The sequence below is a fragment of the Marinobacter sp. MMG032 genome, assembly GCF_040112695.1.
Lineage (GTDB): Bacteria > Pseudomonadota > Gammaproteobacteria > Pseudomonadales > Oleiphilaceae > Marinobacter > Marinobacter salsuginis.
In genome coordinates this window covers 492078-503895 of record NZ_CP157802.1, presented here as the reverse complement: position 1 = coordinate 503895, position 11818 = coordinate 492078, and the positions used below count along the sequence as shown (strand labels likewise).

Here is an 11818-nt window from a genome sequence, read left to right as displayed (position 1 = left end):
TGTTTCTCCTCAGCTGAAAAAAGAGCCGGGCCAAAAGAGGCCCGGCGATTCAGATTCGGCTATCGGTTCAGAGCATCCCGCCGCTGGCGGAGCCTTTTACAGTGCTCCCGACGGAATTCTGAACCTCGCTCCTGACGCTATCGGACACAGACGTACCGATTTGTTGATGGGTTTCAGCACGGATTTCGGCGTTGCGAGTCTTGTTCATCTCATCTTTTGCCTTGCCAGCCTGCTCATTGGCTTCATTCCGGGCGACGTTTGCCGTTGCCGAGGCCGTGCCCCGCACCTGTTGACCGGCCTCAACACCTGCGCTGACAGCTCGATTGGCGTTCTGGCGAGCTTCGTCTCTAACCGCCTTGCCATTTACGCTGCCTTGCGCGTTGGCCGATGCGCCACCTTGCGCGGAAACGCCGTTCTGGCTGCTGGCTTGGGCCGACATGTTGGCATCAGCCTGTGCGTTTGCAGCGGCAGCGCCTTCGGCTGCATAGGCGCCGGTGGAAAGAAGTGAGCAGATTGCGAGTGTCAGTACGTGTTTTTTCATGGTTACGTCCTCCTGTTTTACCCTTTTGGGTGGCTTTCATGAGGAGGACGTACCAGCAACGGATTTATTCCAGAAAAATTCAGAACTTCCTAGAAACCTGCTTTGGCAGCCCGTGCGACGTGCAGTTTCTTGTAGCTCTCGATCAACCGCTGGTGCTTTTCCAATCCTTCCAGCTGCATGTTGGTTGGTTCAAGACCATGGAAACGGACTGTGCCGTCTATTGAGCCAACAACGGCTTCCATGGTTTTCTCGCCGAACATGCGAGTGAAGTTGGTGATGTAGTCGTCCATCTCCATTTCGTCATCCAGGGTGACCTCCAACGCTGCGTACATCGCCCTGTAGAAGAGGCCCCGCTCAACGGTGTTGTCGTTGAACTGAAGGAACATGTCGACGAACTCTAGCGCTTCTTCATGCCACTGCAGGGCAAGGCAGATCAGGATCTTCAGCTCAAGGATGGTGAGCTGACCCCAGACGGTGTTTTCATCAAACTCCACGCCAATCAGGGTGATGATGGTCATGTAGTTGTCCAACTGGCTGGCTTCCAGTCGCTCCACCAGATCGGCCAGTTGCTCCTCGTCCAGACGGTGCAGGTTGAGGATGTCTTCCCGGTAGTCCAGAGCCATGTTGGTGTTGTCCATGATCAGGTCTTCCACCGGGTACACCTCTGAGTACCCGGGAACCAGAATCCGGCACACCGGCGCGCCCAGTTCCTCATAAACCGCGACATACACTTCCTTGCCCAGGTCCCGGAGGATACCGAACAGACACTCCGCTTCCTCCGCGTTGGTGCCGGAGAAATCCCACTCGACAAACTCATAGTCGGATTTCGCGCTGAAGAAGCGCCAGGACACAACGCCGGTGGAGTCGATGAAGTGCTCCACAAAGTTGTTCGGTTCGGTGACGGCCAGGCTGTTGAAGGTCGGCGGCGGCACGTCGTTGAGACCCTCGAAGCTGCGCCCCTGCAGAAGCTCAGTGAGGCTTCGCTCCAGAGCCACTTCAAAGTTCGGGTGCGCGCCAAAGGACGCAAACACGCCGCCAGTGCGCGGGTTCATGAGCGTCACGCACATCACCGGGAACTGGCCGCCCAGGGAAGCATCTTTGACCAGAGTCGGGAAGCCCTGGGCCTCCAGCGCTTCAATGCCTTCCAGGATGTCGGGGTATTTTTCAAGAACCTCCCGGGGTACGTCCGGCAGAGCGATTTCCTCTTCGATGATCTGCTTTTTGACGGCGCGCTCAAAGATTTCCGACAGGCACTGAACCTGCGCTTCGTTCAGCGTATTGCCGGCACTCATGCCGTTGCTGAGAAACAGGTTTTCGATCAGGTTGGACGGGAAATACACCGTCTCGCCGTCGGATTTTCGCACGTAGGGCAGGGAGACAATGCCCCGGTCGGCTCTGCCAGAGTTGGTGTCGATCAGATTGGAGCCACGAAGCTCGCCGTCCGGGTTGTAGATGGCAAGACAGTGGTCATCCAGGATGCCGTCGGGCAGTTCGTCGGACGGCCCGGGCTTGAACCATTTTTCGTTCGGGTAATGGACGAACTCGCTGTTGGCGATTTCCTCGCCAAAGAACTGGTCGTTGTAGAAGAAGTTGCAGCTGAGCCGTTCGATGAACTCGCCCAGGGCAGAGCAAAGGGCGCTTTCCTTGGTGGCACCCTTGCCATTGGTAAAGCACATCGGTGAGGCCGCGTCGCGAATGTGCAGCGACCAGACGTGCGGCACGATGTTCCGCCAGGACGCGATCTCGATCTTCATGCCCAGCTCCTCGAGGATGCCGGTCATATTGGCGATGGTTTGCTCCAGGGGCAGGTCCTTGCCTTCGATAAAGGTCTGGCTGCCGCCTTCCGGCTGAGTCATCAGCAGTGCCTGGGCGTCGGCGTCCAGGTTCTCGACAGTTTCAATCTCGAAGGTGGGGCCGGTCTGGACTACTTTTTTCACGGTGCAGCGATCGATCGAGCGCAGAATGCCCTGCCGGTCTTTTTCAGAGATATCCTCTGGCAGCTCCACGGAAATCTTGAAGATCTGGTTGTATCGATTTTCCGGGTCCACGATGTTGTTCTGGGACAGGCGGATATTTTCGGTGGGAATGTCCCGGGCGAGACAGTAAACCCGAACGAAGTAAGCCGCACAGAGTGCCGACGAGGCCAGGAAGTAATCGAACGGGCTGGGCGCCGAGCCGTCGCCCTTGTAGCGAATGGGCTGGTCCGTTACGACCGTGAAATCGTCAAACTTGGCTTCAAGTCTGAGGTTCTCGAGAAAGTTGACGTTGATTTCCATTACACAGAGTCCTGGATCGGAGAATTTGGCGCGCCATGGCTTCTAATGGCGGCCATTATCCAGTTTTTGCCCGCGTTCGTCTTGGTCGGTCTTCTACGGATGGGCCAATGCCAGTTCGACCGCCTGGGCCGCGTGAATTTCCGTGGTGTCGTAGAGCGGAACCTCGGTGTCGGCCTGGCTGATCAGCAATCCGATCTCGGTGCAGCCGAGAATCACTGCCTGGGCCCCGCGCCCGGAAAGCGATGAAACGATATCCAGGTAGGTATGGCGCGAGTCAGGCTTGATCTTGCCCTGGCAGAGCTCTTCGTAGATAACACGGTGCACCTCATCCCGCTGGCTTTCATTCGGGGTGAGGACGTCGATACCGGCAGCCTCCAGTCGTTGCCTGTAGAACGCCTGCTCCATGGTAAACCGTGTGCCCAGCAGTCCTACTCGGGTCGCACCATCTTTCTTCAGTACCTGCGCGGTGGCATCCGCGATGTGCAGCAATGGAATCCCTATCGCCTGTTCAATCTCCGGAGCAACCTTGTGCATGGTGTTGGTACCGATCATCAGGAAATCGGCACCTGCCTTCTGGACTGATAACGCCGCATCCGAGAGGATTCGGGCAGTGGCTCCCCAGTCTCCCTTGTGCTGAAGCGCTTCAATGTCGGCGAAATCGACGCTGTAGAGCACTATCTTCGCAGAATGCAGGCCGCCCAGCCGAGTCTTCACGCCTTCATTGAGCAGGCGGTAGTAGGTCTGCGTGGATTCCCAGCTCATGCCGCCGAGAAGGCCAATGGTTTTCATGATTAATCTCCGTATTATCCGCTGACCGTCACAATGATCAGTGCCACGGCATAGACCGAAAGCATCAGGGCACTTTCAAACCCGATCTTGCCAATTCCGTAGCGTTGGCGTCGGACCATCCCCATCAGCAGTGTGGCTGTCATTAGAATGCTTACCAGCCCCCAGGTCATTTGTATCGGGGTTATGTCGTGATAGATGGAGCCGCCAGGGTAGCCGACATCGGCTGACGCGATCACCAGCATGTTAAAACAGTTGGTGCCGAAAATGTTGCTCACTGCCAGCGTCAGCGCGTTTCTGCGGATAGCGGCAATCGTGGTGACCAGCTCGGGTGAGGAAGTTGTCAGCGCGGTAAACAGGCCGCCAATCAGGGTATCAGACAGGCCCGTTTCGTCGCTGATCACTTTGGCCCCTTCCATCAGTATCCATCCGGCGACGCCTGTAATGGCTGCCAGAATGATGAAAGTGATCCAGGCCTGGACAAGGCCGCCGCGAAGGTAATGGCCAGGCTTGTCGGGAACGGTCTGGCGGGTCAGTCGGGGAAACCACATGGGTTTACTGTCTGTTTTGCGAACCAGGTGAAGCCCGAACAGATACGCCGCCGTAATCACGGGTGTGATTGGGTGTATTCCCCAGAGTGAAACCGGTGGGCTGGCAATGGCCAGTAGTGGCAAGGCCAGCAAGACAATCAACAACGCAGCGAGCATCAGATTGGTTGAGGATGCGGCCGCGTGCTCCAGGTTCGCTTTGCGGTACATGATGTCGGCAATGCCCAGAAACACAAGGTTCGCCGCCATACAGCCCATCACATTGCTCATGGCAAGATCCGGCCTTGAATCCATGGCCGCGCTGAGCGTGGCGGCGAAGTCGGGCAGTGATGTCACGCCCGCCAGCAAAAAGATGCCGAACAATGCCTCTCCCAGACCCGTGCGATCAGCCAGTTCATCGGCTACCCGCGCGAGTCGGCTGCCGGCTGTCACAATAACAACGGATGCGATGGCAAAAGCGATGATGCCGGTAGTCAGTGATGGAAACACTCAAGGCTCCAGCCTGTTGTGATTGGTTGGGTTGCTCAAGGTAACTATAGCGGTTGGGGAATGGCCAGAGGGATTATCGGCGCCCAGAAAGAAATTCGGGCTTCTATAATAGATTCAGAAAGATCAGGTACCAGGTTCAGAACACACGGGAGCGATGCATGAGCAATCTTATGGAATCTGTTGAACAGAGCTGTGATTCAGCCGATGCGCCGTGCAGCGCTATTGAGACGATCTTGAGCCCCAGGGTAGCCGATCTGGGAGGTTTTTCTGTCCGCCGTCTGTTGCCAACCGCAAAGCGAAAAATGGTCGGGCCCTGGATATTTTTTGATGAAATGGGACCGGCGGACTTCCCGGCGGGCCAGGGCATCAACGTGCTGCCTCATCCGCACATCGGCCTCGCCACGGTAACCTTTCTGTTCGAGGGTGAGATACTGCATCGGGACTCGGTGGGTAGCTGCCAGCCCATCCGGCCCGGAGATATCAACCTTATGGTGGCGGGCAGCGGTATCGCCCATTCCGAGCGGGAGCGCCCCGAGATAACGGCCACTGACCACCGGTTGCACGGTCTCCAGCTTTGGCTGGCCTTACCGGAAACCGACGAGGAAACAGCGCCAGCGTTCCACCATTATTCCAACGATGATATCCCTTCATTGGAAATCGACGGCGTGCCGGTGCGAGTTATGATCGGCAGTGCCTATGGAGTAACGTCGCCCGTGCCCCAGTTCTGCAAAACCCTGTATCTGGAAGCCACCCTCGAAGCCGGCCAGACTCTGACATTACCCGAGGCGCCTGAGCGGGCGGTTTACATAGCGAGTGGGGCCCTCCAAGCCCATGGCTCCGAACTTCCTACCCATAGCATGACGGTCTTTTCGAGTGAGCCCGGTGTTGCCATCACCGCCACGGAGGATTCCCGTATTGCTGTCATTGGCGGTGAGCCGCTGGGGAAGCGGTTTATTGAGTGGAACTTTGTCTCGTCCAGCAAAGCCCGCATTGACCAGGCAAGGGAAGACTGGCGAGCCGGTCGTTTTGAAAAAGTGGTGGGTGATGAGGAAGAGTTCATTCCTTACTAGCAGGCTATCTGGACACGTATCCTGGAGTCTCATGGCTCGGGTAAAGGGAGAAATCCCACGGCATTGCGTGAGTTGTACGAGAAGGCCAAAAAGAAGAAGAAAAAGAAGAGTTGATCGCCACAGCAAAGTTCAGGCTGCGGCGATCAGAGATGTCAGGTTGACGTATCAGAAACGATACTTGGCGTTGGCATTCACAGTGCGCCGCTCGCCGTAGCCGCAGTCTGCGCCCTCAGAGCGGCACCAGGTGATGTACTCTTCATCGGCCAGGTTCTTGGCGTCTATAGTGAAATCCCAGTTTTGCCAGGTATAACCAATCATGGCGTCGTAGAGGGTAACGGAGGGAACAACGGGCCCGCCGCCTGAGCCAACGTTGTCACCCACATAGCGAACCCCGGCTCCAAACCGCCAGTTGCTGGCGATGTAGAGCTGGTTCCACCAGGAGGCCTGGCGTTCGGCTACATAGGGCAGACGGTTGCCGGAGGCGTCGTCCTTTGCGTTCATATCGGTGTAGGCCAGTTGGGTTTCGAAACGCTGCCAGCGCTTGTTTACCTGCAGTTCCCAGCCATCGATCACCGCGCCGGTCTGTTCGACACCGCCGGGGGTGCTGCCGTCGCTGACCCGGTTCTCCTGAGTGATGTCGAAGTAAGCAGCGGTGATGCCCAGGGACTGGTCCGGGGAAACGTACTTCACACCCGCTTCCTGCTGATCGCCAGTGGTCGGCTTAAGGGTATTTCCCGCGGCCGTGCCGTCGGTGCCCAGATTCAGGCTGAAGGCTTCTGCGTAGCTGATATACGGAGAAATTCCGTTATCAAACCGGTACATCAAACCTGCGCGACCGGTGGTTTCCTCTTCATCACTGACGGTGTCTGATCCGGACACGGCCAACCGGCGGTTCTCGGCCCAGTCGTGGCGGAGGCCGGCGGATACAACGACTGGCCCGATTTCGATGTGGTCGGCGACGTACAGACCGATTTGTTCGATCTCGTTGTCCGGGCGGTCTGACGGGTTGATAACACCGTCGTTCAGGTTGCCGTACTGCGGATCATACACATCGAAGGTGCCTCCAAGGCCGTAGCCGTAGAAGTAGTTGTCCTGTTCCCACAGGGCATCCTGGCGGTCGGCACCGATGATCAGGCGATGGCGGGTCATGCCAAGCTCAACGTCGCCTTCCAGGCGAGCATCCATGTTGAAAATTTGGGTTTCAGCGTCTGCCGTGTAAATGGTGCGGGGCACCTCGCCATTGGCATCTGGAATACTGGGAATCGTGATCCAGTGCTCGCGATTCTCGGTGCTGGAACGGGTGTAACGTGCCGTGGCAGACATCGCCCAGTTGGAATTCAGCTGATGATCGACAAACAGGGTAGCTTCGGTTTTCTCGCGGTCATAGCGATCCCAGCCTGGCTCACCAACGAACCGCTCGGAACCGATAAAGCCCTGCGAGCCGGGTTCCAGGGTGCCGGCCTGCGGCAGGAACTGGGCGGATACCTGGCCTTTGTTCTCCTGACGGTTCAGCAGCAGAGTAACGCTCGTGTCATCGCTGGCCCGCCAGGTCAGGGAAGGGGAGAGTACGTAGCCGTCGTCTTCCACATAATCCACCTGGGTGTCGCTGTCGCGCCCAAGTGCGATGAGGCGGTACAGCAAATCACCGCTTTCGTTGACCGGGCCGGTCACGTCCACTGCCAGTTGCCTGCGATTGAAGGTACCGTACTGGGCCCAGATTTCACCGGCCTGCTCATCCTCCGGGAGCTTGGATACCCCGTTGATGATGCCGCCAAGATCGCTCTGGCCATAAAGCATGGACGACGGGCCTTTGAGCACTTCGATGCTCTCCAGGGCGTAAACATTGGAGCGAACGGTGTTGTACGAACCGTAGATCTGGCGCAGGCCATCGAGATAGCGGCCTGCGTCGACCCCGCGCACCTTTGCGGAATCAATTCGGGTATCAAAGCCAAAGTTTCCTGCATTTACGCCGGGTGTATAAAGCAGGGCATCCTGAATGTTCTTGGCCCCGGAATCTTCGATGAATCCGCGATCAACGATGGAGACTGAATAGGGTTGCTCTTCTACCGGAACATTGAGCTTGCCAACGGCTGGTGTCTTCTCCAGGGGCATGTAGTCGGGAGCAGTAATGGCGTCGGATACCACATCGAGTGCCTCGAGTGTGGTGGTTTCATCGGCCTGGGATTGTGCATTGGCCAGGGAACTGGCGCCGAGCAGGGAAGCGAACGCGACGAAACTGCAGCGCCGGGAGCTTGGGGCTTTCATGGGTGTTTACGCCTCTGTTGTTAATGCTGAAGCGAATGATAACAATTATTATTAAAGTTACAAGAACTGATGTCTTTTTGCTTGCCCGGTTCAGTCCACAGTAAAAGACAGAATTCTTGAGATATGGCTGTACGGCAGGCCGCTCTCTTCGTGCCAGCGGTTAAAGACTTCCTGCGCCTGCATCAGCCCCTTCTTGCTGGTCGGCGAGGCATCCAGCACCTCCTCGCGGTGCAGCGCAGCAATCACATCGCGGGAAAGAATAAAGCCGTCCCAGCCCACGCGGCGCAGAAAATACTGGGCGCTGTTGCCGCCAAGCCGGGCTCCGTTGCGTTTTAACCAGATAAGCAGGCCTGCCTGGTCACTACGTGGCCAGTTGGCCAGAAACTTGCCGAAGCTGCCGTGTTCCCGGGCGGTATCCACAATCATCCGGGCATTCTCGGGCACGGTCTGAATTTTCTGGGCGTTTCGTACGATCCGCTCATCGCTGGCCAACTGTTCAAGTACCTCGGGAGAAACCTGTTGCCAGTAAAGGGGAACGAACCCCTCGAACGCTTCCTCAAACTTCGGCCATTTGTTCTCGATCACCCGCCAGACGAAACCTGCCTTGAAGATGCACCGGGTGATTTCCGACAGGTATCGGTCGTCACCCAGAGCTTCCAGCTCGCCGGGTTGGGCCACCTTGGGCAGCCGTGCGCGAACTTCGCTCTCGGCGCCTTTTTGAAGAACGGACTGTTCGTAGATGCGGGAAAAGGGCATAACGGTCTCTGAATCAGTCCAGTCTGTTGAAGGATTTTCTCCGGCCAATGTGTGCAAGGCCATTGATCAGGGTGCCGAGCAATCCGAGTGTGGGACGCACAATCAATCGGAATACCCAGCTGCCGATGTACAACAGGGGCAGCATCAGCAGCAGCCAACCGAAAAACTGCACCAGCTTTGTTGGGTAACCCAGTATTTCGGACATCTCAGCCAGAAGGTCATTGATAATACTCGGGTTCGTGACGACCAGGTACCCTACGCCAACCACGGCGGGCCATTTTGCGTAGCGGGCGGTTGCCATCAACATGCGGCCGCTGTTGGCAAGTCGTGCGCCAAGGGCGGCAGAGCGGGTACCCGCGGCGGCGCTTCTTGAAGAAACCGCAACTGCACGTCCTGCCCGCAGCACTTTCAGCGCGCTGGCAAAAACCAGAACATCCACCGATGCCCAGCCAACGTCAGCGGCGGACACGTCCTCACCTGTGCGGTACTGAATCTCCAGGTTACGAATGCCGCTGGCGAAAAACTGGTTGATATTCTCCAGCACCCGTTCCGTTCGAACCCAGATGATGTCGCCCTGATCGTTCAGCACGAATTGACCCAGAAAATCATGCCCCTCCTCCTGGATGAAGCGCACGGCATACCAGCCGCGCTCTTCCCGGGTCAGCTTTTCCTTCACGGGACGTTTTTGCTGGCCGGCGGTATCGGTGTCGGTTTTTTCGTCACCGGAAAAAAATTCCACAGCCGCCCGGTATCGAGCGGCCAAGTCGTTCATCAGCTCGATGGAGCCAATCGGGTTGCTCAGGAAATAGTGGATCGGCGGAAGGACGTTTTCGCCATAAAGCCTGAGAATGTCGCGAAATTCCGGCTCCGGCCCGTAAATTGGCAAGATCTCTCGGGTCATCTCCGGGTATCGTAAATAGGCCGCGCGGGCCTTCAGTAGAAGAAGCTCATCATCCGCCATATCCAGCAATGCGGCCTGCACTTCAAGAGGTTCCGATTCGATACGAGGGAACTCCGTGAGGGTATCTTCCGCCTGGATCTGGATCAGCCGTTCTTCAATCAGCATGGGGCGCGAACTGACAGTGGCTGTCAGTGCAATGACCGTTGCAAGCCCCAGTATCAGCAGAAGTTTTCTCATCATCGGTTGACCTGAATACTCACATGACCGATCTGGTTCCAGTAAGCATGCCTCATGGAAATCTCTGTGCAATTCAACTCAGGTTTTCACTGAAGCTAACCTGCAGCGGGGATGATTCCAAGGAAAGTTTCAAGAACTCTGCTTTTGTAGCCGGATCAACCAGCGACTAAGCTTTGAAGGTTAGCTCATATGTATACGACCGGAAATGCAGATCTTTCCCGGTTTCTCGTGGGTTGCTCTGCACTGTGGTCTGGCAGGAGAGGCGCGTGGCTGGAAAGCAGACGAAGCGTAGGTTTTTGATCAGAGAGGCGCGGGAAGACGATCTGCCCCAGATGGTTGGCTTCCTCGCCAAGTTGGCGCTGCATGTCTCGGGCGCTCCTCCCCACGATTTGAAAGAAAATGAATACAAACGACTTCTGAGAACTCTGCATTCCTCTCTGGACGATCCCCACAGACGATTGATCGTGGCCGAAAGTAAAAGCGCGGGTCTGGTGGGCATGGGTTATGTTTATATCTGGAGAAGCCAGGGCATCTGGGAGCAGTCGGAACCGACAGAATTCAAGTCTGGTGTTATTGATGATATCTGGGTTGAACCGGAATTCCGGGGGCTTGGTATCCTGAAGGCATTGCTGCGCGACCTGGTGACGTTCGCGGAGGAACACCATGCCTCAGAGCTGATCCTCGAATACTCTGCGTCCAACAAGGAAGCCAAGGCCGCCTGGACCAAACTGGGGTTCAAACCGACCGGGGTGCGCGCGGCGGCATTCACGTCGGTGGTGAAGCAGGCGCTGGCGGAATGACAAGGACAAGAAAAGGAAACAGGCCATGATCGGCGATCGCACTGTAAATGTGTTTTACGATGAGATCATGCTCGGGCACAACCCTGAGGTGGATCTACCGTTTATGCCCAGCCGGGTGGAGAAGCGTGTGCGCTCCATTCTTCAGGGGCTGGACTTCAAGTGGAGCTATCCGGAGCACCCGGGCCGAATAAGCGCCATCAAGGAGTATCTTGACGAAAACCCGGTTGACGGCGTTCAGTTCAGGTCTGGCGCACCTGCCGCTACCTATGATCAGCTGGCTCGGGTACATACAACATCCTACCTTGATCACATATTCTCATTGGACGGAAAACGGGCCTGGCTTGATAAAGACACAACGGCTGTATCGCCCGATAGCATCAAAGCGGCCACCGCTGCCGCAGGCAACGCCATTGCCGCTGTTGAAAGTGTGGTTAAAGGGGAATGTGAAAGCGCCTTCGCCCTGATTCGGCCCCCCGGCCACCATGCTGAACCGGTCCGGGCCCGGGGATTCTGCCTGCTCAACAACGTTGCCATAGCCGCGGCCCATGCCCAGGCCAAACTGGGTTGTGAAAAAATCCTGATCATTGACTGGGACGCCCACCACGGCAACGGCACCCAGGACATCTTCTGGGCCGACCCCGACGTGCTGTTTTTCGATACCCACTGCGCGGCGCCTTTTTATCCCGGCTCTGGCCACCTGGAAGAGATCGGTGATGGCCTCGGGGAAGGCTACACCATCAATGTTCCCCTGCCGGAAACCGCGGGCGACGTCGCTTTCGAGAAAGTGTTCCGGGAGATTCTGATGCCGGCGGCCGATTACTTTAAACCGGATCTGGTACTGGTCTCTGCGGGCTTTGATCCGCACCGAAACGACATGGCCCTGAACCTCACCTACGATGGCTTCAAAGTGCTCACTGGCATTGTCCAGGCTATTGCCGACAAACACTGCGATGGTCGCTTGGCGCTGGTCCTGGAAGGTGGTTACAGCCTGAGTTCGCTGTCCAGGGGTGTGCACGCCGTACTCGAAGTGCTGGCAGGAGGGGAGGTGCCGGAAGTTCATGAAATCGGCGTGCCAGAGGCCGAGGAAGCAGCCGAGTTCCATCGGTCTGCTTTCAGTGACGAAGACTGATTTTTTTCAAAAGGGACAGA

The 11818-nt window shown here is 56.9% G+C and carries 10 protein-coding genes; 3 read left to right on the top strand and 7 right to left on the bottom strand.

The window, feature by feature from the left end; translation table 11 throughout:
* Positions 1–67: 67 nt before the first annotated feature.
* The 4 genes from ABNF92_RS02345 to ABNF92_RS02330 all read right to left on the bottom strand — a co-directional run bounded on the left by ABNF92_RS02345 (position 68) and on the right by ABNF92_RS02330 (position 4640).
* Positions 68–541 (bottom strand): hypothetical protein, encoded by a 474-nt coding sequence (locus tag ABNF92_RS02345; RefSeq protein WP_291907667.1) that lies wholly within the window; start codon positions 539–541, stop codon positions 68–70.
* 89 nt (positions 542–630) lie between these two features.
* Positions 631–2817, bottom strand: coding sequence for an OsmC domain/YcaO domain-containing protein (locus ABNF92_RS02340; protein ID WP_349343334.1), 2187 nt, complete (start codon positions 2815–2817; stop codon positions 631–633).
* Positions 2818–2910: 93 nt separating this feature from the next.
* Complete coding sequence (locus tag ABNF92_RS02335) at positions 2911–3606, bottom strand: aspartate/glutamate racemase family protein (protein WP_349343333.1); 696 nt, start codon at positions 3604–3606, stop codon at positions 2911–2913.
* A 14-nt stretch (positions 3607–3620) separates the two neighbouring features.
* Complete coding sequence (locus ABNF92_RS02330; protein WP_349343332.1) at positions 3621–4640, bottom strand: sodium:calcium antiporter; 1020 nt, start codon at positions 4638–4640, stop codon at positions 3621–3623.
* A gap of 158 nt (positions 4641–4798) precedes the next feature.
* Between ABNF92_RS02330 and ABNF92_RS02325 the strand changes: the two genes are divergently transcribed.
* Positions 4799–5710 carry a pirin family protein gene (locus ABNF92_RS02325; protein ID WP_349343331.1) on the top strand — a complete coding sequence of 304 codons (912 nt, stop codon included), beginning with the start codon at positions 4799–4801 and terminating at the stop codon, positions 5708–5710.
* Between the two features lie 165 nt (positions 5711–5875).
* Here the strand turns inward: ABNF92_RS02325 and ABNF92_RS02320 are convergent, their stop codons facing one another.
* The 3 genes from ABNF92_RS02320 to ABNF92_RS02310 all read right to left on the bottom strand — a co-directional run bounded on the left by ABNF92_RS02320 (position 5876) and on the right by ABNF92_RS02310 (position 9872).
* Positions 5876–7975, bottom strand: coding sequence for a TonB-dependent siderophore receptor (locus ABNF92_RS02320; protein ID WP_349343330.1), 2100 nt, complete (start codon positions 7973–7975; stop codon positions 5876–5878).
* A 90-nt stretch (positions 7976–8065) separates the two neighbouring features.
* Positions 8066–8731, bottom strand: a complete 666-nt coding sequence (locus ABNF92_RS02315; protein WP_349343329.1) for a DNA-3-methyladenine glycosylase I — start codon at positions 8729–8731, stop codon at positions 8066–8068.
* A 13-nt stretch (positions 8732–8744) separates the two neighbouring features.
* Positions 8745–9872 carry a hypothetical protein gene (locus ABNF92_RS02310; protein WP_349343328.1) on the bottom strand — a complete coding sequence of 376 codons (1128 nt, stop codon included), beginning with the start codon at positions 9870–9872 and terminating at the stop codon, positions 8745–8747.
* 263 nt (positions 9873–10135) lie between these two features.
* Here ABNF92_RS02310 and ABNF92_RS02305 point away from each other — a divergent pair, with 263 nt between their 5' ends.
* Positions 10136–10669, top strand: coding sequence for a GNAT family N-acetyltransferase (locus ABNF92_RS02305; RefSeq protein ID WP_222464308.1), 534 nt, complete (start codon positions 10136–10138; stop codon positions 10667–10669).
* 25 nt (positions 10670–10694) lie between these two features.
* Positions 10695–11798, top strand: coding sequence for a histone deacetylase (locus tag ABNF92_RS02300; protein ID WP_069184652.1), 1104 nt, complete (start codon positions 10695–10697; stop codon positions 11796–11798).
* The last annotated feature ends 20 nt before the right edge of the window (positions 11799–11818 follow it).

Coding starts and splice junctions, on each gene's coding strand:
- ABNF92_RS02345 (WP_291907667.1), bottom strand. CDS start 541: ATGAAAAAACACGTACTGACACTCGCAATCTGCTCACTTCTTTCCACC.
- ABNF92_RS02340 (WP_349343334.1), bottom strand. CDS start 2,817: ATGGAAATCAACGTCAACTTTCTCGAGAACCTCAGACTTGAAGCCAAG.
- ABNF92_RS02335 (WP_349343333.1), bottom strand. CDS start 3,606: ATGAAAACCATTGGCCTTCTCGGCGGCATGAGCTGGGAATCCACGCAG.
- ABNF92_RS02325 (WP_349343331.1), top strand. CDS start 4,799: ATGAGCAATCTTATGGAATCTGTTGAACAGAGCTGTGATTCAGCCGAT.
- ABNF92_RS02320 (WP_349343330.1), bottom strand. CDS start 7,975: ATGAAAGCCCCAAGCTCCCGGCGCTGCAGTTTCGTCGCGTTCGCTTCC.
- ABNF92_RS02315 (WP_349343329.1), bottom strand. CDS start 8,731: ATGCCCTTTTCCCGCATCTACGAACAGTCCGTTCTTCAAAAAGGCGCC.
- ABNF92_RS02310 (WP_349343328.1), bottom strand. CDS start 9,872: ATGATGAGAAAACTTCTGCTGATACTGGGGCTTGCAACGGTCATTGCA.
- ABNF92_RS02300 (WP_069184652.1), top strand. CDS start 10,695: ATGATCGGCGATCGCACTGTAAATGTGTTTTACGATGAGATCATGCTC.